This window comes from Parageobacillus caldoxylosilyticus (assembly GCF_019272935.1).
GTDB classification, from domain to species: Bacteria; Bacillota; Bacilli; order Bacillales; family Anoxybacillaceae; genus Saccharococcus; species Saccharococcus caldoxylosilyticus.
This window is the reverse complement of record NZ_CP040553.1, coordinates 3,589,709-3,610,412: the sequence shown is the minus strand read 5'-3', so window position 1 is coordinate 3,610,412 and position 20,704 is coordinate 3,589,709. Positions and strand designations below refer to the sequence as shown.

Genomic DNA, 20,704 nt, shown 5'->3' with positions numbered 1-20,704 from the left:
ATAAGCATGTTCTCCTTTGTATTCCTCCGCTTGACAACTAACGCAAAGTAAAATGAGAATATCAACTATGTTTTGTCCACTCATGCGATTTTACTGCTGATTTACTGCAAAATTACTGCGTTTTATTCTACCATGTCACCCGTTCACGATTCTAATGCCTTCAAATATGCGCATGTTTGAATTTCAACACTTCGCAATACACCATCTTGCCTATCAAAACACCCATTCCACAACATCCGGTGCTTTGTAAAACGTTGCCAGCAACGCAAAAAAAGGGAGCGTCCCGCTCCCCTTTTCCATGTTCAGTTACACGCAATATTCGATGGGTAACAATTCTAAACACTCATTAACATTTTTCTTCCCCATTCCCTTTATTTCAGTAAAAACCGTTATATTTGTTTGTTATTTTCCATACTAAAAACAAAGAATAATTGCACGCTTCTTGACAAAATGGCGGAAAACGATTATCCTTATTCGCGATTGTTCACGGAAACTTCCTCCCCCTCGACAAAACTAGTCAAAGGATTCGACAACCTCTAAAACGAAGTTAAACAATATAGAAAGATGCAGCTAGAAAGGGATGAGTGGCACGTGAGAGCAGAACGGAGAAAGCAATGGAAAATACACTGGCGCAAATACAAACATTTGTATAAAGGGGCTCGCACGGAACGCCGCAATAAATGGCGGCAAAAATGGGAAGAAAAATATACCGCAAGCTAAAAAACCTTGGCGAAACGCCAAGGTTTTTGCTTTTCCGTCTGCAAGGTATTTTTCTTATTTTTTGCGCTTCTTACGATGGTCTAGTTCCCTTTCGCCATTTTTCATACGATACGGTAGCTTGATAGAGGAGGTGCAGAAGAATAAGCTACACCGGGAAACAGAAACGTCTTTGCGTTGATTGTTGTATTGTTTTTTTTGTTGATTATTGTCGGCACTGCATTTGGCGGCTACGGTTACTAAACAACATAGAGGGACAAAAGAAAAGCGAGGGAGCTGTTTGGCAAACAAGCAGCTCTCTTTATTGTTTTTATCTTATACGCAAAGACAGCGATTGCGCACATCTTTATTTCTTCCGCAGCATAAAAACCCACATAAACGTCAACGCTTGCTTCAGCTCGGTCGGCAACGGGCCGATGAGGCTTTCGGACACCTCCCGTTTATACACCCCTTGTCCGTCGATGATCTCCCATCCATTCTCTTTGGCTAACTGCTCGAATTCCCACGGCATCATCGTATTGCAGATGACTGGTTTCCCGTATAAACGCGGATAGCTGTTGACGCGCGGCGCAGCGGTTGGTCCGAGAATGCCGGCGCAAAAATAGCCGCCTCGCTTTACCACCCGTTTTGCTTCTTGGAGAGCCACAAGCGGCCGCTCCGTCCATTCGAGGGAATTAACGGCCATCGCCGCGGCAAACGTTTCATCGGCAAACGGCAGCCTCGTTAAATCGCCCTGCACAAAGCGAATCCGTTCGCTTTCGCCTCGTTCTTTTGCTTTTTCGATCATTTCCGCTGATAAATCGACGCCGGTTACCTCATATCCTGCTTTAGCCAGCTTCCATGCGCCGTAGCCGTCGCCGCAGCCTAAATCGACGATGTTGCTTCCTTTCGGAATGTAAGAAGCAATAAAAGGGATGATCGTTTTTCGGCTGCCCCTCTCCCACATCTCCTCGCTGCTTTGGTGCCAAAACTCGGCTCTTTCATCCCACTGTCTTTCTGCTTCTTTATGCCAATCAAATGTTGCCACGAATATCACCTCTTTTTACATAAAATGTTCTCTTTTCACTAAAAATAACAACAGGAAAAGAAAGAGTAAATGACAATGAACGAGCAAGAAACGTCTGTCGACGGGCAAAAATCACCAAAGTGACTTATTAGCTTGAAATATCGACAGGATGGGAGCTTTCGTACCAAAAAGCACTGATGAAAGCGGAAAGCGGCGTGATTAGTGGCTTCCATATCGCAAACGAACGGGATGGCGAACGATCAAATCCGGATGGAGATGCGTTCAACAATCTCGGTCATCTTCTAAATTTCCTAAAAAAGAAAGGATGAAGCAATGATGACAAAACAGCCGAACAAAGGAAGCAAAAATCAAAACGCTCCGACGCAAGATGCTATGTCCTTGCTTAATGGCCCTGTTTCCGGGGACAACAGCAAAGGCAGAAAACAAAACAAATCGCAAAACGACAAAACCGACCTATATGAGTAAAAAGGGATGAGCTACAGCTCAATCCCTTTCATCGCCGTAACGCCTTGCTCATAATCGTGTTTGATCAGTTTCATCTCAGTAACAATGTCGGCGATCTCGATTAATTCCCGCCTCGCCGAACGGCCGGTAATAACTAAATGAAGATCAGGCGGACGCTTTTCTATTAATCGAAGTACGTCTTGAACGGAAACGATATCATCAACCGGAAACCGGTCAATCGCAAGCGCATTATTCAGTTCATCTAAAATAATTAAGTCGTACATACCTGATAATACTTTTTCTTCCGTAAATCCCCATGCCGCTTTCAATGCCTGCCGGTGTACTTCCGGCGTTTTCGTCCACGTAAACCCGGCACCCATTTGATACATTTCGATTCCAAGTTTTTGAAATATAAGATATTCGCCATACATGCGTTCCGGTGACTTAATAAACTGAATGACGGCGACTTTTTTCCCCCTTCCTGCCGCTCGTATCGCCAATCCGAGAGCGGCGGTCGTTTTTCCTTTTCCATCCCCCGTATAAATGATAATGCGCCCTTTCTTTTTATGTGGTGGCAACCGTCTCACCTCGGTTCATCTCAGCAAACCATTGAATCGTTTCACGGAGCCGAACGACCTCTCCGACAAGAATAATCGCTGGATGGGAAAGACCAGCTTTCTTGACGACATCGGCAATCGTCTGCAACGTACCGACAGCCGTGCGTTGTCGTTCCGTCGTTCCCCATTCGATCACCGCCACAGGAGTATTCGACGGTTTTCCATGTTCGATCAGCTTTTGGCAAATATACGGCAAATTGCCGACACCCATATAAAAGGCAATCGTGTCGCTTCCTTTCGCTAATCCTTCCCAATGAAGACGGTCATCTCCCTTTTCTTGACGGCCGTGGCCAGTAACAATGGTAAACGAAGCAGCATATTCCCGATGTGTAACCGGTATGCCGGCATAAGCGGCAGCTGCAATTCCCGCCGTCACGCCAGGAACGATTACAAATGGAATGCCATGATGCGCAAGTACCTCTGCTTCTTCCCCGGCCCGTCCAAAAACGCAAGGATCGCCCCCTTTTAGACGAGTGACAATTTTTCCTTGTTGTGCTTTTTCGACTAACAGCTCATGAATCCATTCTTGAATGAGCGCGTGCTTTCCCGGCTCTTTTCCGCAGTAAATGAGTTCCGCATCTTTTTTGGCATATTTTAGTAAATTTTTATTAATCAACCGGTCGTAAATAATGACATCAGCTTGTTGAATACATTCCAATCCATAGACGGTAATCAGCTTTTCATCGCCGGGACCGGCACCGACGATATATACTTTTCCATTTGTCATGATTGTTTTCCTGCTCCTTCTACAGAATTTGAAATATGGGCAGAAGCAAATGTCGCCATTTCTTTTATCATCGCTGTCGCAAATGTCAACAGCGGAAATGCCACAGCCGCGCCGCTGCCTTCGCCAAGGCGCATGCTTAAATCGATGAGCGGCTCTTTCCCTAATAATTCAAGAGCAATTTGATGACCAATTTCTTGAGAACGATGACCAGCAATCATATAATCGGCAACATCCGGAGCGAAAAGCTTAGCTACAAGTGCAGCAACCGTACAGATAAATCCGTCCAATAAAATCGGAACGCGCCGCTCCGCTGCCGCTAACATCGCTCCTGCCATCGCAGCGATTTCCAAGCCACCGATTTTGGCTAATAATTCAATCGGTTTAGACGGATCAGGCTTATGAAATGACAACGCACGGCGAATGACATGGACTTTATGCACCATCTTCTCTTCCGAAATGCCTGTTCCTCTCCCGACGAGTTGTTCCATTGGCTTGCCGCTCACCGCCGTTAAAATGGCACTCGCGGTCGTCGTATTGCCGATGCCCATTTCGCCGACAATGAGAGTACGAGCCCCCTTGCCGATGATTTCCTTTGCTTGTTCGTAACCAACCATTAGCGCTTGTTCCGCTTCCGCATCGCTCATCGCTTCCATTTCGCAAAAATTGTTTGTTCCGTACCGCACTTTTTTCGAAATTGCAGCTTTATGTTCAATTGGTGCAGCGACCCCGACATCAACAATGGCAAATATGGCGCCGATTTGCCGGCTGAATACGTTAATCGCCGCGCCGCCTTGAACAAAATTCCATACCATTTGTGCCGTTACTTCCGGCGGAAACGCTGACACTCCTTCTTTCGCAACACCGTGATCAGCAGCAAACACAAGCACGCCAGGCGGGGAAACATCGGGGAATTTGCTCCCTGTCATTTCTGCCAATTCAATCGCTAATTTCTCTAAACGGCCAAGGCTGCCAACCGGTTTTGTCAATTGGTCGACGTAAGCGCGTACCTCTTTTCCTATTTCTTTATCAAGCTTTGGAATCGAAAATAACATTACACATTCCCCTTTTGAAACGCATGCATTTTTTCTTCGATTTCTTCGATACGGACATGCCGCTTTACATGATCGGCAAGGCGGTCAAAAGCTTGTTCTTTTATAGTCCGGAACGACTGACGTCCGTAAATAGGCGATAATCCTTTCTCGCAGCGAATTTTGTTCAATAACGCCTCACGGAACGCATCGTTATGAAAAAGATCGTGAAAATACGTGCCCATCACCCGTTCATCTTTGCTTTTAGCGCCTTCCGCACGCCCTTGCACATGAATAAACGGAATAGTTCCGTCAAGCGGCTGCGAACGCCCCATATGAATCTCGTATCCTTTCACAAAAAGGCGCTCACCAGCAAATGTCAATATTCCTTCCGAAAGAACGGTCGTTTTTTCACGCTCCAGCGTCGTTTCCATTGGAAGGAGATTCAATCCGGAAATTTCCCGCAATGGTGTTTCCACTCCAAATGGATCACGGATACAAGCACCTAACATTTGATAACCGCCGCATATTCCGACGATCGTCACATGGTGATGTTTGTAGAGCTGTGCAATTTGTTCCGCCATACCGTTTTTCTTCATATATAGCAAGTCTTCAATGGTGTTTTTACTGCCCGGCAAAATAAGCAAATCTGGCTTCCCAAGTTGAGATGCCGTCGTTACAAAGCGAACGTGGCAGTCCGGCTCAGCCAAAAATGGGTCCACATCTGTGAAATTAGCTATTTTCGGATATCGAATAACGGCAATATCAATGTCTTTATCCGGATTGACGTTTGTGGACATTTGTTCTAAACGAACAGAGTCTTCCGCGTCAATATGCAAATCTTCTAAATATGGAACGACGCCTAACACGGGAACGCCAGTATATTGTTCAAACCAATCAAGACCCGGCTTCAATAGTGCCAAGTCACCGCGAAACTTATTAATGATCACGCCGATAATCCGTTTGCGATCTTCTTTGTCAAGCAGCTGCAACGTTCCTACTAAACTGGCAAACACTCCGCCCCGTTCAATATCGCCAATCAGCACGACCGGAGCGTTGGCCATGCGGGCAACACGCATATTGACAAGTTCGCGGTCGTTTAAATTAATTTCTGCCGGACTCCCCGCTCCTTCGATGACGAGCCGGTCATATTCATTCATTAATGCGTCGAGCGACTCTCGAATAATGGCTAACCCTTTTTCAAAAAATTCGGTGCGGTACGCGAACGCCTGCATATTTTTATACGGCTTTCCGTGCACGACGATTTGCGATTCATGCTCGCGGCTCGGTTTAATTAAAATCGGATTCATATCCGTTGTTGCGGCAATGCCAGCCGCTTCCGCCTGTATTCCTTGCGCCCGGCCGATTTCTTTCCCATCGATCGTCACATACGAGTTCAGAGACATGTTTTGCGATTTAAATGGCGCCGTTTTCCAGCCGCTTTGCGCGAAAATACGGCAAAACGCCGTGGCAATAATGCTTTTTCCCGCATCGGAATGCGTTCCTTGAAACATGATCGGCAACGCTTTAGCCATGTTCTTTCACCTTCTCGCATTTCGTTAGCCAATTTTCAACCATTGACGGACAAGACGCAAAATGAAAATGGACATAGCCTGCAATTAAGTTTCGATGCTGATAGCCATCTTTTTTCGTACCGCGCAGCCCCGTTGTTTCATAGGCAAACGGAATCTCGCTGCGCGCTTCGTACGTGGAATAATGAAACTCATGCCCCCGCGCTCGCAGGCCTTCCGGAAGCAAAAAGTTTCCTGGTTCTCCTTTCACCTCACGATATCCAAGCGCGACGAGCTTCGGATGCATGACAATCCGTCCCGGAATGACGCCAACCATGTCATAATACTGGCCTTCTGTCGTTTCAATGCCTTCGGTTAAAAACATAAATCCCCCGCATTCTGCCAATGTCGGAAGCCCGCTTTCGACCGCGGTTTTGATCGACTGTTTGACACTTCGCTGTTCGGACAACTGTTTTGCGAACTCTTCGGGAAACCCGCCGCCGATATATAACCCATGTACCCCATCTGGCAGCGGCTCGCCGGCAAGCGGGGAGAAAAAGACTAACTCGGCACCATACGCTTGTAACATCTCTAAATTTTCCGGGTAGTAGAAATGAAACGCCGCGTCTTTTGCGACCGCAATCCGTACATCATACGATTTGTTTACATCGAAATACGATCGAGGAACATTTAATGCTGGGGCTTCCGCCAGCTTGAGCAACGCGTTAAGATCCACCGTCTTGGCAACGCGCTCGCCTAATTCCGCAAAAAAATGATCTAATTCCCCGCGCTCAATCGATGGAATGAGCCCTAAATGACGTTCAGGAATGTGAAGCGCATCATCTTTGGTTAAAAATCCGACCACGGGGATGCCGCATTCTTGTTCAATTGCCGTTTTCACAAGACGAAAATGCCCTTCGCTACCGACGCGGTTGGCAATTACTCCCGCAATGCGCACGCGTTCATCAAACATTTGAAAACCGCGGACAACCGCTGCCGCGCTCCGTGCCATGCCGGCGCAGTCGATGACCAATAGCACCGGACTATTCGTTAATACGCTGATTTCCGCTGTCGTTCCTTCGTTTGTCGTCGGCCGCTTCCCGTCAAACATCCCCATGACTCCTTCAATAATGGCGATGTCCGCCCCTTCACAGCCTTTTGCGCAAATCGCTTGAACCGCTTCGTGCCCAACCATCCAGCTGTCCAAATTGCGCGACGGTCGGCCCGTGACAGCAGTATGATAGGTTGGGTCAATATAATCTGGGCCGCATTTAAACCCTTGTACAATGTAGCCTTTTTGTTTTAACGCCGCCATCAATCCAATCGTTATGGTCGTCTTGCCAACGCCGCTTCCCGTCCCGGCGATTACGATTCTTCGCATGCTGTTTTCCCCCTTAATGGTGTAAAAGTGCCACAGAAATCGTGACATTGCCTGCTTTTTTCTTCACTAATTCTAATTTCTCTGCACCGCTATAAAGCTTCGCTGCCGGCTCGCTCACACCGTAAGCGCCTGTATAGCGGTACACGGTTTTAGAAGGCTGTTCGATGTTTACTTGATTCAGTTGTTCAGGGGTATAATAGACGAATTCCCATCCATATTTTCGCACAACTTCAAGCAACCCTGGCTCGTCTTTTTTTAATTCGATCGTACATACAGCTTTCACGCTTTTCATTGAAAAGAGCAGCTTGTCTAATGTATCGCGAATGACGGATTCAATTTCTTCCGCCGCTGTGCCGCGGTTGCAACCAATGCCGAGCACGATCACTTTTGGGCGGTACAAAACACCGTTTTGTAAAATCGCTTCTTCCTCTTTCGTTAATAAACGATGGGTAACAACAAGCGCGGCATCCGGTTTTGCCGCTAGCGCTTTCTCAATCGAATCATAAACAAGGATATTGTTTGGCAGCGGAGTATCATAGTTCCACCAATTTTTCTCTCCTGATTCCTGCACAATAGCAACGCGCTGTTCATTGACGACGGCGGCGCTGACAGACGTCAGCTTTTCGTCGGATTCCCACTCCCAGCCGAAGGAACGGCCAAATAAATCAACGGCAATCGTTTTTTGTACGTCAGACGCAGTCGTAATGACGGGATGGGCATGTAAAATCTCCGCGACTTGCCGAGTCAGTTCGTTCGCTCCGCCAAGATGTCCGGAAAGAACGCTAATGACATGTTCCCCTTTATCATCAATAACGACAACCGCCGGATCAGTTTTTTTATCTTTTAACAGCGGTGCAATCATCCGCACGACCGCGCCAAGCGAAATAATGAGAATAAGCCCGCGGTATGTTTGAAAAAGCGACGGCAATAATAACCGCACGTTCCCTTCAAACAAGCGAATGCCTTTTTCGTCTTCATCTCCTCTCGCAAACTTATTCGTATAATACACATGAGCGTTCGGAAGCTCCTCGCCGACGCGGCGGGCAATATCAACACCATGCTTCGTAATCGCAACAATTGCATACAACTCCTCACACCCCCTGTCGATATCCGTGTGTGAACGTTTTATCATACAGCTTTGAACGATAGTCGCGCTCGATAATTTCCGGGTCTAGCGCCCATCCCGCTAAAATGAGCGCGTGTTTACGGATGCCGTTTGCGCGCATATCCTCGTCCAGCGTGCCGACCGTCGAACGAACAATTTTTTGATCTGGCCATGTCGCTTTATACACAATCACGATGGGGGTATCATCGTTCCATCCCGCATCCCTTAGTGCCTTTGTTACTTTTTTTGTTAATGTAGCGCTTAAAAATAACGCTAATGTGCAATGATGTTTTGCCAAATCTTCCAGTTTTTCCTGATTTGGAACCGGTGTCCGTCCTTCTGCTCGCGTTAAAATGACCGTCTGCGTTAAATCCGGAACGGTCAGCTCCGCTTGAACAGCCGCTGCCGCCGCAAATACCGAGCTGACGCCCGGGACGATTTCAACTTCCACCCCTTGCTTTTTGAATAGCGCGATTTGTTCAAGCGTCGCTCCGTAAACGGATGGATCTCCCGTATGAATGCGCACGACTTTTTTTCCTTGCCTAAGCTGTTCTAACATCGCTTCAACCATTTGCTCTAAATGCATTCCTGCCGTATGAAATACTTCCGCTTCTGGCTTTCGATAGCGCTCGATCAGTTCGTCATTGACAAGCGAATCGGTGTAAAAAATTGCATCCGCTTCTTGGAGCAGCTGCGCACCTTTCACCGTAATCAAATCCGGAGCCCCCGGGCCCGCGCCAATAATATGCAGTTTCACTTTCTCACCACCAATAACGTTAAATATTCCAACTCTACTCCTTCAAGCTGTTCGATATTCCAAATGATTTCTTCCTTTGATGTCACTTTTGTCACCACGGCGGCTTTTTGCAATAAATTTTGTTCGCGAAGAAGACGGATCATCATTTCCATCACTTTCGCCACTTTCAAAAAGACGACGCAATCATGGTCTCTAAGCGCCCTTTTCATCGCCTCATAGTCGTCGCGCGCTGGAATAATCGCCACCTGTTCATCCCCGTCGGCAAGCGGGATCTGCAGTCTCGCCGCCGCCGCGTTGACGGAGGAAACTCCCGGAACAATTTCAATCGCAACATTTGGATACCGCTCTTTCATGATGTTCATCAGATGGATGAACGTGCTATATAAAAGCGGATCTCCTTCCGTCACAAACGCGACATCTTTCCCCGCGCTGAGCTGTTCCCATATCGCTTCCGCCGTTTCGTTCCATTTTTCTGTCAACACATCCATATTTTTCGTCATTGGAAAGACGAGACCAAGCATTTCTTTTTCCGCCGAAGAAAAATATGCTTCAACAATTTGCTGAGCATAGCTTTTGCTGCCGCGCTGTTTTTTTGGATAGGCAATGACATGCGCTTCTTTCAGACGGCGAAACGCCTTCACCGTCAATAGCTCGGGGTCGCCCGGACCAACGCCGATGCCATACAATGTTCCGCTCATTCGTCTCCCTCCCTCTTTGCCGTAATGATATAAATCGGATTAAGCGCATCAAACCGCGTCAGCTCTAAAATCGGCTTGCTTCTTGAGATTTGCGCGAGCGTAACGTCTACTTGAAAGCCGCGCTGCTTTAATCCTTCCACCGCCTGCGCCAGCGTTTCAATCGTTACCGCATTTATCACGATGCGGCCGTTTCGTTTTAAGCGTTGACAACAAACATCAAGCAGCGGTCCCATTTCTCCCGACGTTCCCCCGATAAAAATCGCATCCGGATCAGCAAATTCGTCTAAATGCTCAGGAGCTTTGCCGTGTACAAGCGTAATGTCAACGCGGAATTTTTTTAAGTTTTCCTTGCAAATTTCGATATCATGGGCATTTTTTTCAATCGCAAACACGGCGCCTTCGCGGGCGATTTTCGCCGCTTCAATCGCGACGGAACCGGTGCATGTGCCAATGTCCCAAACGACGCTTTTAGCATGAAGGCGGAGCGCGCTAATGCTTAACACGCGAATTTCTTTTTTCGTAATTAGTCCTTTCTCTGGTTTACGCTGCAAAAATTCGTCATCGTCAATTCCTAATGACCACGTCGGTCCCGCTTTTGTTTTTTGTAAAATAACCACATTTAATGGGGAAAACTCGGCATCTGCCATCTCTTCTAATTCGAAAAAGCGGCACCGTTCATCTTGTCCGCCAAGATTTTCTCCGACAAATGCGCGGTATTCGGTCATTCCGTACGAAAGCAGATATTTCGCAATAGTATTAGGAGAATTCGTTTCGTCCGTTAATATCGCTACTTTTTCACATCCGTCGATGCGCTGGGCAAGCCCTTTCATGCTGCGGCCGTGGACGCTGATAAATTCGGCGTCCTGCCACTTTTCTCCCATTTTCGCAAATGCCCACTGAATCGAACTGACCGCGGGATACACTTCGATCGGCAGTTTGCTAGATAAATAGCTGCCAATTCCATAAAACATCGGATCACCAGACGCGACAATGACGGTGCGTTTCGTTTCATGGCGAAGCCGCTCAACAAGCTGTGATAGACTTCCTCGAATCGTGAGCGTTTTGCCTTGATAATCAGGGAAAAAGGCTAAATGACGCTCTCCTCCTACCAATAACTCACTTTCATAAATCCAACGTTCATAAAGGTGCGGGAGGCTCGCTTTCCCATCGGCGCCAATGCCAATTAGTTTAATCGCCTGCATCGTTTCGTACCGCCTTTCCTAATAATTGACCACCCATTGTGTACAGCGATGTTTCGACTGTAATCCCTCCTCCAACTTCCTGTAACGCTGCTAAGCAACAGTGATCGCATAATATTTCAAAAAAACCCCTATTTTCTGCTTTCTGCATCATCTCGCCAACTTGTGATGCCGTATTGGCTTCGCGAACAGCGGCAACGAGTTCCGGCGAAGCACCTGCTTGCTCGGCAATCGCCGCTAAAAATGCGAAATCGACAGGCGCCCCTTTCGAATGGACCATCATGACGCCTTGCGCCACTTTCGAAAATTTCCCCATCATCCCAACCATCGAAACGGTTTTGATTCCTAGTCTTTTGCACTGTTTCAACGTAAAGCCGACAAAATCCCCCATTTCAATAAACGCTTCCTCAGGAAGATGAGGATATTGCCGCATCGCAAATTTTTCGCTCCGTCCCCCCGTCGTAATCACAACATGGTCGCATCCGTTTGCTTTCGCCACTTGAATCGCCTGAATGATGCTTGCGCGGTACGCAGACGTCGAAAAAGGAACGACAATGCCGCGCGTCCCTAAAATCGAAATGCCGCCGATAATGCCGAGGCGCGCGTTTAATGTTTTTTTGGCGATTTCTTCTCCGTTAGGAACGGAAATAATGACGTTCACTCCGCGGGAAATGCCGTATTGTTCCAATACTTCGCGCGCGGTTTCGTGAATCATTTTCCGCGGGACAGGATTAATTGCCGCTTCGCCAACCGGCACCGGTAAGCCCGGTTTTGTGACGCGCCCTACCCCTTTTCCGCCATCTAAATGAATGCCGGGCTGCTCCGCCCATGAAACGGTTGATACAATCGCCGCTCCATGCGTCGCATCAGGGTCATCCCCGCCGTCTTTGATCACCGTTGCTTTCGCCGACTCACCGTGAATCTCGCACGCTTCAATCGCAAACGTCACCTTGCGTCCGACTGGCAAATAAATGGTTGCTTCCGTTTGCCGAATGCCGGTAATAAGGGCCGTTAATGCTGCTTTCGTTGCTGCTGTGGCACACGCCCCTGTCGTATATCCTTCTCGTAGCGTTTTTTTCGCTTCCATTTTGTTTACCCTCTCTCTGCCAACAGTGACAGCGCGTTTAGCGCCGCTACTGTAACGGTGCTTCCTCCTTTTCGGCCGATATTCGTAATAAATGGAATATCTAATTTCGCCAACTCCGCTTTCGATTCTGCCGCCGACACAAATCCGACCGGCAGGCCGATCACTAATCCTGGACGCGCTTCTCCTTCTTTAATCAAACGAATCAACTCCAGCAGCGCCGTTGGTGCGTTGCCGATCGCAAAAATCCCGCCTTCCGCCTCCTTCGCCGCTTTTCGCATCGCGATGATCGCTCTTGTCGTGTTGAGCCTTTTCGCCTCCGCAATGACATCTTCGTCGGAAATATACACTTTCACTTTTCCGCCAAACTTTTCAATACGCGTTTTATTCACACCGACTTGTACCATTTGCACATCAGCGACGACCGTTTTGCCGCTGCGTATTGCTTCGATTCCCGCGCGGATGGCATCAGGATGAAATAACATGCTTTTTCCAAGCTCAAAATCGGCAGAAGCATGAATGATGCGCTGTACAATCGGATATTGTTCCTCCGTAAAATGGTGTTCACCAATTTCTTCATCAATGATTTGAAAGCTTCTTGCTTCAATTTGTTGCGGCTGGACCGTAACCGGACGAAATTCCGTGCGAAAATCCATTGTAAAAAACCCCTCTTTCTTTCATGAATGAATGGATAACGGTACCATTTGTTGTAACGCCCTAACGACATCGGAAAACTGGGAAAACACCGTGCCATATTCAATCGACGGACGACGAATGACAATCGTCTCAATCCCCAGCTCTTGTGCGGCGGCGATTTTTTCGTCGACAAATCCAACTTTTCCGCTTTCTTTCGTAATGAGCAACGTAACGCCAAAATGGCGGAAAAGCGCCTTATCGAGTTCTTTCGTAAACGGGCCTTGCATCGCAACGATATTTTCTTGCGGAAATTTTAGTTGTTCGCATTTCTCCATATTGTCTTTGCGCGGCAGCATGCGTGCAATCACGCGTGTATTTGGAAGGCCAAGCAGCTTGACAGCAAAAATATGCAGCGTTTTGCTTCCGGTCGTTAGCATAATGACGCCTTGTTTTTTCGCAGCGAGCTCGGCTGCTTCTTCATAACTGTCAACAAACGTGACGCGCTCATAAGCAACAGGAGCCGCTTGCCGTTCGTAACGGATATATGGAACCCCCGCGTCTGCGGCAGCTTGTATCGCGTTTTTCGACGCTTCTTCGGCAAACGGATGGCTCGCGTCCACCACCGCTTTCGCTTTCTTTGCGCGGATCAACTCCGCCAATTGATCCGCCGCCAGCCGTCCGAGATGCACCGCTAAGCCGGAAGCGCGCAGCTGCTCCGCCGCATGTTCTGTAACGACGGTCGCCAATACATCATAGCCCGCCTGTTGGATGCAAAGCGCCAGTTCTCGGGCATCGCTCGTTCCCGCTAATACGATAATCATGCCAGTTCCTCCTTAATGATGATGGTGGTGGTGATGATGCTCCGCTGCATGAAGCCGATATTGGCACATATCGCAGTTCATCATAACCTTCTTGCCAAGCGCCTCTTCTAATCTGTCAAGCACAATCGTTTTTAATTTTGGATGAAACCCAAAGTAGCCGGCTAACACAAAATCGACTTTGGGATACTGGAAACGAAATTGTTTTACTTTTTCTTCAAGACGCTTGATGAGCACGCCGGTAAACAAAAAGTACGGCAAAACCACCACTTTCCGCGCCCCTAGCTTCACGCAACGTTCCACTCCATCTTCTAACGACGGTGTCGTTACTCCCATAAATGCTGGTTCTACGAGGAAATAGTTCGTTTGTTCCCAAAATAAACGGGAAATTTTATATAAATCGCTGTTCGCATCAGGATCGCTTCCCCCGCGCCCAAGCAGCACCACCGCTGTTTCCGGGTCGGGATTTTCTATATTTTCACCGATTTCTTGCAATCTCGTTTTTAAGATCGAAAATGTTTGCTTGTGAATGCCAATTGGCCGGCCATAGATGAACGACACATACGGATAATGCTTCTTCGCTTCATCGATCTCTGCCGGAATATGCAGCTTCGAATGTCCCGCTGACAGTAAAATCATCGGAATTACGATAATTTCGCGAGCCCCGGCGGCAACGCAACGATCGATCCCTCCGCGAATTGTCGGCAGTCCAAATTCTAAAAAACTCGTTTCGACATGTATGGATGTTTTGATGCTTGGCTTTAATTGTTCGACAAACTGCCGAACTTGGTTGTTCCCTTCTGGGTCGCGGCTGCCGTGCCCGACAAATAATACTGCTTTCATTCATTTTCTTCCCCCTTATTCTCCGCAGGCAGGCACTTCGATTTTTGCCGCCTGCTTCGCTTCTTGATACACAAATCCGCCAACTTGTTTCACCCGTTGGAAAAACTTATGAAATCGTTCGTTCGTGTGCGCGCGTTCCTTATATTCTTGAATAATGCGGGTGATAACGGACACAATTTCACTAGGCGGAATTCCTTCAGCGACAAGTTGTCCAGGATGTGCGTTTCTTCCAACCGTTTTTCCTCCTAAAAATAAGTCGAATGCTCCTTTCCGATAGACGATTCCGATATCTTCCCGCACCGCTCCGTAACACGCCATGCCGCAGCCGTTTACACCGAGCTTCAATTCTTTCGGAAGCGCCATTCCCGCAAGCTGATCGTATAACTCTTCTGTGTATGGAATCGCGTCTTTTTTCTCACCGTCGCAAAAATCGCAAGCTTTCAACGTCAGTACATCCCCGACAGGGGCAACGGTCAGTCCCGCTTCTTTCAGTCTAGCGATGATACGGTCTGGATCAGAAGTAGGCACTTCCAGCTTCAAATAATGATCCGGGGTATACATCATTGTTCCGTCTTCACCGACGATGTCAGCTAGTACCATCATCTGTTTTGGCGTAAAATGTTTGTTCGCTACTCCCGGGCTAACCGCAATTTCGAAAATCGCCGGTGCAAACGACGCGGTGTCATCATGGCCAATCGCCAATTTTTGCAACGCTTCTTCCGCGATTTCTCTTACCGGTTTTGGTTTCGTTTGATCAAGCGCCCACGGCTCCGCTTCTTGGCGAAGCCGTTCGTGTGGTTTCAGCGGCTGTTCAGCGGCGCTTAACGTATATTTTCGCTGGTATCCGCGCGGTGTGATCATCAGTCCGTCGTATACAAACGTTGAAGAATTGCCGATAATAACGGTCGTTAACATTCCGATATCGTAATCGAGCATATGCTCTAAATCCGTCAATACGATATGTTGCCGCGCACGATAAGCGCTTTTCACTAATCCGACCGGAGTATTTGGCGATCGATAACGCAAAAGAATACGCTGCGCTTCGACAATTTGCCGCGTGCGTCGTCCGCTTTTCGGATTATATAGAGCGATGACAAAATCGGCAGCGGCTGCCGCTTCGATCCGTTTTTCAATAAGCGACCAAGGCGTTAGGTGATCGCTTAAACTAATGGTGCACGCATCATGCATAATTGGGGCACCTAAAAGAGCGGCACATGAGTGAATGGCCGAAATGCCTGGGATGACTTCCACTTCGATATCGCTTTCTCGCGTCCAGCCTTTTTCGATGAGCACCTCATACACAAGCCCTGCCATTCCATACACGCCCGCGTCCCCGCTGGAAATGACGGCAACCGTTTTTCCGCGTTCCGCCCATTTCACCGCCTCTTGCGCACGGCTTACTTCTTCCGTCATTCCAGTGCGAATCACTTGTTTATTGCCAATAAAATCCGCAACTAGGTCAATGTACGTTTTATAACCGATAATAATATCGCTTTCTTCAATTGCTTCCCGCGCCCGCTTTGTCATATGTTCTTTGCTGCCTGGACCAAATCCGACGATTAATAATTTTCCTTTCATACTACGCTCCCCCTTTCCACGTTTCGACAATGATGGATATCCCTAACCATAAACTGTAAAAACTAGTGGCAGCTCCAATAATCAAAAACACTTTTTCTCTCATTCTTGCTTTCATAAATCCCCAGGAAAGACAAAAAGTCATTCCAATCGTTGCGATCAATAGGCCTACGACAAATAAGCTAAGCTGTAGCGCCGCTATGCTCATATTTTCTTTCCCGGCTGCATGTGCTAAAATAGCCAGCTGCGTTGGGCTTTCCACCCCAATCCCATGAAGAATGCCAATAATAAACGCGCTGATCCAGCCGAAGCGCAAAAACGAAACAGTACTTTCTTTCTTTTTGTTTTTCTGAAAATATCGAGTCATTTTATCTATCAATTCGTATAACACCTTTATTCGGCTTTTAACCTCATTTTTATAGAAAAGCGAAAATAACATCATTCCTCCGAGAATAATAAGCGTACACCCAACCGTCGCCTCTAAAATACGGATGGTCGAAGAAGGAAGATGAAATCCAAGAAAAATAGCGATCAGTCCCATAAAAAACACTATAGACCCGTGACCAAACGCATACATAATCCCTAGCGATACTTGCCTTTTACGGTGCGTCTCGCTCCCAACCATATCAGCAATAGCAGCAACATGATCACTATCCATCCCATGACGAATTCCGAGAAAAACTGCCAGCATGGCATATGTCACAAATTCCAATGTTACACCCCTCGCTTTGCCAATTTGTGCTTCTTTTTTGCAAAATAAAAAGCACCTCTATACGCAGAGGTGCAGAAAAATGCATACAAATATAGCCAAAAAGTATGCCATTCTCCCGCACGTCTACCTATAATCCCGTAGGTATCCGTCCGAACAAATAAGGCAGGTCTCCTGACTTAGGATCATCGCTTTGCTGCGCCTTCCCGAAGTTTCCTTCAGTGACATCATGCAACAAAGCTCCCCATCACAGTGGCGGGTACCGTGACGGATTTTCACCGTACTTCCCTTTTAAGCCTGTTCTCTGATGAGAAAGGCACCTTATTTGCTTGGCATATGATATCAATTTTTCATAGAACATTTCTGTTATTCATAGTAGTACAAATTTTCAAACGGCGTCAATCACTTTTTTTCAGCAAGTCCGTTTTTGCCAATACAATCCCGTCGCGATCCGCATATACATAGGCGCCTGGCTCCCAAAGAACACCGCCAAATTCAAGCGCGACATCCCGCTTTCCTTTTCCTTCTTTTTTGCTTTTCACGGGGCATGTACCGATCGCCATCACCCCAAGCGGCATATTGGCGATCTCTGCAGAATCGCGAATGCAGCCATGGATAATCACGCCCGCAAGTCCACGATCGCAGGCGATTTGCGCCAAACGATCTCCAAGCAGCGCGCAATTGCGTGAGCCTTTTCCGTCCACAACTAACACTGTTCCCGCAGGAACCGTTTCTAACGCCTCGCGGACGAGCACATTATCCTCCAATACATCGACTGTCGCAATCGGTCCGGAAAATTCCATTTTGCCGCCATATGATTGCATTGGCAGCTGGCAAACTTGCAATTCACCTAAAAATTCATCGCATAAATCTGCTGTTTTCACCATCATTCCCTCCTCGCTACGTCTTATATTTGACATATTTGTCGAAACTCCTTCTTTTTCCACAAAAAAACAGACAAGCGACATTGCTTGTCTGTTAGAGACTGGGCTAGCTGGATTCGAACCAGCGCATCACGGAGTCAAAGTCCGTTGCCTTACCGCTTGGCTATAGCCCAACGATCACTGTTTAACGTTTTCTTCGCAAGAGATTTTCCATTCCTATTATTTCCCGCATTTTTTTCTCTTTATACATGCCGGACAGCGATATGCAAAATATGCCACACATCACGAACGTAGTTCATACAATAAAATCTGCTGCTTGTTGTCCCTTTTCTTGAGATAAAGCCGTTTTGCACTTTGCTTATCATCGATGTATGTCCCTCGATGTTTTGCAAACAATAATGTCACTATTTCAAGAACCTCTGCCCGCCTGGTTGATTCGCCGCAACCACCATACATGCTTCCCGGCATGGTATCATTCACGAAAATTCGCGCAGAAAATCCACGACTTTTGCACTACAAAGAATGGCAACATTTTCATTCACCATCGCTCTATCTTTTTGACTAATGCAATACCATGTAAAAAGGAGGGAAGTAGCCGTGAACAAAGCGACAATCGTGGCGATACCGCTTTTACTTGTGCTTCTTGCATCATACGCTTCTAATCTTTGGGCAGCGGATGATGTCAAGCAAAAGCCCTCTACTCGTCATCCGGCCAGTCAGCATATTACTGTCGTCGCCCATCGCGGCGCATCAGGCTACGCCCCAGAGCATACGCTATCCGCATACAAAAAAGCGCTGGAAATGAAAGCCGACTACATTGAACTGGACTTGCATATGACGAAAGACGGAGAGTTAGTCGCCATTCACGATGCCACACTGGCCAGAACGACCAATGTAGAACAAGTTTATCCGAATCGTGCTCCTTGGAGAGTAAGGGATTTTACGCTGGCGGAAATAAAGCGACTTGATGCTGGCACATGGTTCAATAAAATGTTCCCGCAATATGCTAACAAGCAGTATAGAAAGGAAAAAATTCCTACTCTCCAAGAAGTAATCGATTGGCTTGCGCGAAGCAGGTCGAAAACAGCTCTGTACATTGAAACAAAAGATCCAAACATTTATCCTGGCATGGAAGAAAAACTAGTCGGCATTTTAAAAAAGAACAGATACTTGTACTTGCAAAAAAGTAAAGTCATTTTCCAATTGTTCAGCGAAGCAAGCTTACGCAAATTACAGAAAATAGTCCCTCACGATATTCCGCTCATTCAGCTATATAGCCCTGCCATGCTCAAGGGCCAAAACCTTGATGACGTGCTGGATCGAGCCGCCGAATACGCTGAAGGAGTTGCACCAGATCAATCGCTCGTTACTTTAGAATTTGTGCAAAAGGCACATAAACGCCATCTCGTTGTTTATCCATACACCGTCAATACGAAAGAGGAGATGCTAAAACAATTATCGTTAGGAGTGGATGGAATGTTTACGGATTACCCTGATCAATTAGTAGAACTGAACAAGAAAAAGTTCACCGCAAAATCGCTGGTGCCGATCTTCTAAAATGATGCGGTTTTCCATGTTCATTGAAGCAAGCCGCCGATGTGAAGTGACCCCTGTCAAGTAGACAGGAATAAAAAAGCACATTTAAGCAGCCTGAGTCCTATATTCATAAGGACTCAGGTTATTTAATTTCTTTTGGAAACGTTGATGGTTATAAAAACGAATATATTTGTGTACGGCATCCTTCACCTCTTCGGCCGTGCGGAAAGAGTACAGATTAAAACACTCTGCCTTGAAATGGCTGAAGAAGTTTTCCATGCAGGCATTGTCCAAACAGTTTCCTTTCCTGGACATACTGGCCTTTATATTGTATCTTTTTAGTAGATTGTTGTATTGGCGGGATGTATACTGGAACCCCTGATCACTATGAAGGAGGAGTCCATTTACATTCCGTTTTTTTATGGCCTTTTTTAGCGTGTCGATGACCAGTTTGATGTCATTTCTTTGACTGATATGGTAGGCCACGATTTCATTGTTGTATAGATCTTTAATGGCGGACAAATAGAGCTTTTGCCCATTAAAAATTAAATAGGTAATATCTGTCACCCATTTCTCGTTTGGCTTGGACGCGTGGAAATCTCGGTTTAGATGGTTGTCCGAAATCACATAAGGCTCTTTCTTTCCGTAATAAGGCCGTTTCTTCCGAATCACTGCCCGAATTCCCATCTCCCTCATCAGCCTTTGTACTCGTTTATGGTTGATATCCAGTTTGTATTTCCGTTTCAGCCAAACTTTTACTCTCCGATACCCATAGATTCCTTTCACTTCTTCATGGCACTCTTGGATTTTTTCCTTTAGCTGCTCGTCTTCCAAGTGCTTCGGAGAAGGGCGTTCCTGTCGTTTTACCCACTTGTAATATCCGCTTCGAGACACGCCTGCTATTTCACATAATCGTTGAATCGAACCATAACACCCGGCCATTTCTTGAATGATCGCGAACTTCTTGTGAGCTGGTACTGCTTCCATTCCCCCTTTCACCTCTTTAAGAGCTTTTTTAGCATCTCTACTTCCGCCTCAAGACGCTTGATTTTCATTTCAGGATCTTCCGGACGAGTTCTCGGTCTTCCTTTGCCTGGTCCTTTTGCCTTTCCTCGTTTTTCCTCTAGCCCTTTCATTCCTTCCTGTTCATAGCGTTTCACCCATCGGCGTACCATGGACTCATCAATCCCTAATTCTTTCGCCACCGTTTTATATCCCATGCCCTCTTTCCAATATAAATCCACCGCTTTCTTTTTAAACTTTGCATCATATGTTTTTCGTATTTTCCCCATAGAAAAATCCCCTCCATAGTAGACAGATTAATTGGCTTTCTTTTTTCTGTCTACTATAAGGGGATCATATCAATGATAGGCGGCTTGCTTTTTTGTATGCAAAAAGCTGCTGTCCT

General features: G+C 46.9%; 24 protein-coding genes, 1 tRNA gene and 1 riboswitch. Of the genes, 5 read left to right on the top strand and 20 right to left on the bottom strand.

Annotation, left to right across the window (positions count from 1 at the left end; translation table 11 throughout):
• The first annotated feature begins 591 nt into the window (after nucleotides 1-591).
• Together BV455_RS20720 and BV455_RS18355 are read left to right on the top strand one after the other, a co-directional pair.
• A complete protein-coding gene (locus BV455_RS20720) occupies nucleotides 592-720 on the top strand; it encodes a hypothetical protein (protein ID WP_017434161.1) in 129 nt (42 codons plus the stop codon).
• Nucleotides 721-894: 174 nt separating this feature from the next.
• A complete protein-coding gene (locus BV455_RS18355) occupies nucleotides 895-960 on the top strand; it encodes a YjcZ family sporulation protein (RefSeq protein WP_071997936.1) in 66 nt (21 codons plus the stop codon).
• Nucleotides 961-1,063: 103 nt separating this feature from the next.
• On the opposite strand, the gene BV455_RS18350 is transcribed toward BV455_RS18355, so the two are convergent.
• Nucleotides 1,064-1,744 (bottom strand): class I SAM-dependent methyltransferase, encoded by a 681-nt coding sequence (locus tag BV455_RS18350; protein WP_042407935.1) that lies wholly within the window; start codon nucleotides 1,742-1,744, stop codon nucleotides 1,064-1,066.
• 176 nt (nucleotides 1,745-1,920) lie between these two features.
• Here BV455_RS18350 and BV455_RS21020 point away from each other — a divergent pair, with 176 nt between their 5' ends.
• Both BV455_RS21020 and BV455_RS18340 read left to right on the top strand, forming a co-directional pair.
• On the top strand, nucleotides 1,921-2,052 hold the full coding sequence (locus BV455_RS21020) for a DUF3892 domain-containing protein (protein WP_081160221.1): 132 nt from the start codon (nucleotides 1,921-1,923) through the stop codon (nucleotides 2,050-2,052).
• 4 nt (nucleotides 2,053-2,056) lie between these two features.
• Nucleotides 2,057-2,209, top strand: coding sequence for a hypothetical protein (locus BV455_RS18340; protein WP_155835552.1), 153 nt, complete (start codon nucleotides 2,057-2,059; stop codon nucleotides 2,207-2,209).
• 11 nt (nucleotides 2,210-2,220) lie between these two features.
• Here the strand turns inward: BV455_RS18340 and cobO are convergent, their stop codons facing one another.
• The 17 genes from cobO to BV455_RS18255 all read right to left on the bottom strand — a co-directional run bounded on the left by cobO (nucleotide 2,221) and on the right by BV455_RS18255 (nucleotide 17,933).
• Complete coding sequence (gene cobO / locus BV455_RS18335) at nucleotides 2,221-2,766, bottom strand: cob(I)yrinic acid a,c-diamide adenosyltransferase (RefSeq protein WP_042407932.1); 546 nt, start codon at nucleotides 2,764-2,766, stop codon at nucleotides 2,221-2,223.
• Nucleotides 2,753-3,532: a uroporphyrinogen-III C-methyltransferase gene (cobA, locus tag BV455_RS18330; RefSeq protein ID WP_081160224.1), complete on the bottom strand. Its 780-nt coding sequence runs from the start codon at nucleotides 3,530-3,532 to the stop codon at nucleotides 2,753-2,755. The genes cobO and cobA overlap by 14 nt, the downstream gene beginning before the upstream one ends.
• Nucleotides 3,529-4,584: a nicotinate-nucleotide--dimethylbenzimidazole phosphoribosyltransferase gene (gene cobT, locus BV455_RS18325; RefSeq protein ID WP_218687530.1), complete on the bottom strand. Its 1,056-nt coding sequence runs from the start codon at nucleotides 4,582-4,584 to the stop codon at nucleotides 3,529-3,531. Before cobT ends, cobA begins: the two co-directional genes overlap by 4 nt.
• The gene (locus tag BV455_RS18320; protein ID WP_218687529.1) at nucleotides 4,584-6,095 is read right to left on the bottom strand and encodes a cobyric acid synthase; all 1,512 of its coding nucleotides are present in this window, start codon (nucleotides 6,093-6,095) and stop codon (nucleotides 4,584-4,586) included. Before BV455_RS18320 ends, cobT begins: the two co-directional genes overlap by 1 nt.
• On the bottom strand, nucleotides 6,088-7,452 hold the full coding sequence (locus tag BV455_RS18315) for a cobyrinic acid a,c-diamide synthase CobB (protein WP_042407917.1): 1,365 nt from the start codon (nucleotides 7,450-7,452) through the stop codon (nucleotides 6,088-6,090). Before BV455_RS18315 ends, BV455_RS18320 begins: the two co-directional genes overlap by 8 nt.
• 13 nt (nucleotides 7,453-7,465) lie before the next feature.
• Complete coding sequence (locus tag BV455_RS18310) at nucleotides 7,466-8,539, bottom strand: cobalt-precorrin 5A hydrolase (RefSeq protein WP_081160229.1); 1,074 nt, start codon at nucleotides 8,537-8,539, stop codon at nucleotides 7,466-7,468.
• 4 nt (nucleotides 8,540-8,543) lie between these two features.
• Nucleotides 8,544-9,314 (bottom strand): precorrin-4 C(11)-methyltransferase, encoded by a 771-nt coding sequence (cobM, locus tag BV455_RS18305; RefSeq protein ID WP_061579215.1) that lies wholly within the window; start codon nucleotides 9,312-9,314, stop codon nucleotides 8,544-8,546.
• The gene (gene cobI, locus BV455_RS18300; RefSeq protein WP_042407910.1) at nucleotides 9,311-10,012 is read right to left on the bottom strand and encodes a precorrin-2 C(20)-methyltransferase; all 702 of its coding nucleotides are present in this window, start codon (nucleotides 10,010-10,012) and stop codon (nucleotides 9,311-9,313) included. The genes cobM and cobI overlap by 4 nt, the downstream gene beginning before the upstream one ends.
• On the bottom strand, nucleotides 10,009-11,214 hold the full coding sequence (locus tag BV455_RS18295; RefSeq protein WP_042407908.1) for a bifunctional cobalt-precorrin-7 (C(5))-methyltransferase/cobalt-precorrin-6B (C(15))-methyltransferase: 1,206 nt from the start codon (nucleotides 11,212-11,214) through the stop codon (nucleotides 10,009-10,011). The genes cobI and BV455_RS18295 overlap by 4 nt, the downstream gene beginning before the upstream one ends.
• Nucleotides 11,201-12,298: a cobalt-precorrin-5B (C(1))-methyltransferase gene (locus BV455_RS18290; RefSeq protein ID WP_017434174.1), complete on the bottom strand. Its 1,098-nt coding sequence runs from the start codon at nucleotides 12,296-12,298 to the stop codon at nucleotides 11,201-11,203. The genes BV455_RS18295 and BV455_RS18290 overlap by 14 nt, the downstream gene beginning before the upstream one ends.
• A gap of 5 nt (nucleotides 12,299-12,303) precedes the next feature.
• Nucleotides 12,304-12,951, bottom strand: coding sequence for a precorrin-8X methylmutase (locus BV455_RS18285; protein ID WP_061579217.1), 648 nt, complete (start codon nucleotides 12,949-12,951; stop codon nucleotides 12,304-12,306).
• Nucleotides 12,952-12,972: 21 nt separating this feature from the next.
• The gene (cobK, locus tag BV455_RS18280; protein WP_218687528.1) at nucleotides 12,973-13,752 is read right to left on the bottom strand and encodes a precorrin-6A reductase; all 780 of its coding nucleotides are present in this window, start codon (nucleotides 13,750-13,752) and stop codon (nucleotides 12,973-12,975) included.
• A 12-nt stretch (nucleotides 13,753-13,764) separates the two neighbouring features.
• Entirely contained in the window at nucleotides 13,765-14,592 is an 828-nt protein-coding gene (locus tag BV455_RS18275) for a sirohydrochlorin chelatase (protein ID WP_218687527.1), read from the bottom strand.
• A 15-nt stretch (nucleotides 14,593-14,607) separates the two neighbouring features.
• The gene (cobJ, locus tag BV455_RS18270; protein WP_218687526.1) at nucleotides 14,608-16,170 is read right to left on the bottom strand and encodes a precorrin-3B C(17)-methyltransferase; all 1,563 of its coding nucleotides are present in this window, start codon (nucleotides 16,168-16,170) and stop codon (nucleotides 14,608-14,610) included.
• A gap of 1 nt (nucleotide 16,171) precedes the next feature.
• Nucleotides 16,172-16,870, bottom strand: a complete 699-nt coding sequence (locus BV455_RS18265) for a HoxN/HupN/NixA family nickel/cobalt transporter (RefSeq protein ID WP_245005362.1) — start codon at nucleotides 16,868-16,870, stop codon at nucleotides 16,172-16,174.
• Nucleotides 16,871-17,023: 153 nt separating this feature from the next.
• Nucleotides 17,024-17,215: riboswitch (cobalamin riboswitch) on the bottom strand.
• Between the two features lie 59 nt (nucleotides 17,216-17,274).
• Nucleotides 17,275-17,760 carry a ribonuclease E activity regulator RraA gene (gene rraA / locus BV455_RS18260; RefSeq protein ID WP_026078367.1) on the bottom strand — a complete coding sequence of 162 codons (486 nt, stop codon included), beginning with the start codon at nucleotides 17,758-17,760 and terminating at the stop codon, nucleotides 17,275-17,277.
• 101 nt (nucleotides 17,761-17,861) lie between these two features.
• Nucleotides 17,862-17,933 (bottom strand) — tRNA-Gln (locus BV455_RS18255).
• Between the two features lie 424 nt (nucleotides 17,934-18,357).
• Here BV455_RS18255 and BV455_RS18250 point away from each other — a divergent pair.
• Entirely contained in the window at nucleotides 18,358-19,317 is a 960-nt protein-coding gene (locus BV455_RS18250) for a glycerophosphodiester phosphodiesterase (RefSeq protein WP_081160248.1), read from the top strand.
• An 84-nt stretch (nucleotides 19,318-19,401) separates the two neighbouring features.
• On the opposite strand, the gene BV455_RS18245 is transcribed toward BV455_RS18250, so the two are convergent.
• Both BV455_RS18245 and BV455_RS18240 read right to left on the bottom strand, forming a co-directional pair.
• Nucleotides 19,402-20,283, bottom strand: a complete 882-nt coding sequence (locus BV455_RS18245) for an IS3 family transposase (protein ID WP_061580003.1) — start codon at nucleotides 20,281-20,283, stop codon at nucleotides 19,402-19,404.
• Nucleotides 20,284-20,291: 8 nt separating this feature from the next.
• Entirely contained in the window at nucleotides 20,292-20,588 is a 297-nt protein-coding gene (locus tag BV455_RS18240; protein ID WP_042409082.1) for a transposase, read from the bottom strand.
• Nucleotides 20,589-20,704: the final 116 nt, after the last annotated feature.

Excerpts from the sequence above, each read along its gene's own strand:
- BV455_RS18290 (WP_017434174.1), bottom strand. The coding sequence starts at position 12,298 with ATGGAAGCGAAAAAAACGCTACGAGAAGGATATACGACAGGGGCGTGT.
- BV455_RS18315 (WP_042407917.1), bottom strand. The coding sequence starts at position 7,452 with ATGCGAAGAATCGTAATCGCCGGGACGGGAAGCGGCGTTGGCAAGACG.
- BV455_RS21020 (WP_081160221.1), top strand. The coding sequence starts at position 1,921 with ATGAAAGCGGAAAGCGGCGTGATTAGTGGCTTCCATATCGCAAACGAA.
- BV455_RS18285 (WP_061579217.1), bottom strand. The coding sequence starts at position 12,951 with ATGGATTTTCGCACGGAATTTCGTCCGGTTACGGTCCAGCCGCAACAA.
- BV455_RS18340 (WP_155835552.1), top strand. The coding sequence starts at position 2,057 with ATGATGACAAAACAGCCGAACAAAGGAAGCAAAAATCAAAACGCTCCG.
- BV455_RS18295 (WP_042407908.1), bottom strand. The coding sequence starts at position 11,214 with ATGCAGGCGATTAAACTAATTGGCATTGGCGCCGATGGGAAAGCGAGC.
- cobJ (WP_218687526.1), bottom strand. The coding sequence starts at position 16,170 with ATGAAAGGAAAATTATTAATCGTCGGATTTGGTCCAGGCAGCAAAGAA.
- BV455_RS18320 (WP_218687529.1), bottom strand. The coding sequence starts at position 6,095 with ATGGCTAAAGCGTTGCCGATCATGTTTCAAGGAACGCATTCCGATGCG.
- BV455_RS18275 (WP_218687527.1), bottom strand. The coding sequence starts at position 14,592 with ATGAAAGCAGTATTATTTGTCGGGCACGGCAGCCGCGACCCAGAAGGG.
- cobT (WP_218687530.1), bottom strand. The coding sequence starts at position 4,584 with ATGTTATTTTCGATTCCAAAGCTTGATAAAGAAATAGGAAAAGAGGTA.
- BV455_RS18245 (WP_061580003.1), bottom strand. The coding sequence starts at position 20,283 with ATGGAAGCAGTACCAGCTCACAAGAAGTTCGCGATCATTCAAGAAATG.
- BV455_RS18240 (WP_042409082.1), bottom strand. The coding sequence starts at position 20,588 with ATGGGGAAAATACGAAAAACATATGATGCAAAGTTTAAAAAGAAAGCG.
- cobK (WP_218687528.1), bottom strand. The coding sequence starts at position 13,752 with ATGATTATCGTATTAGCGGGAACGAGCGATGCCCGAGAACTGGCGCTT.
- cobI (WP_042407910.1), bottom strand. The coding sequence starts at position 10,012 with ATGAGCGGAACATTGTATGGCATCGGCGTTGGTCCGGGCGACCCCGAG.
- cobA (WP_081160224.1), bottom strand. The coding sequence starts at position 3,532 with ATGACAAATGGAAAAGTATATATCGTCGGTGCCGGTCCCGGCGATGAA.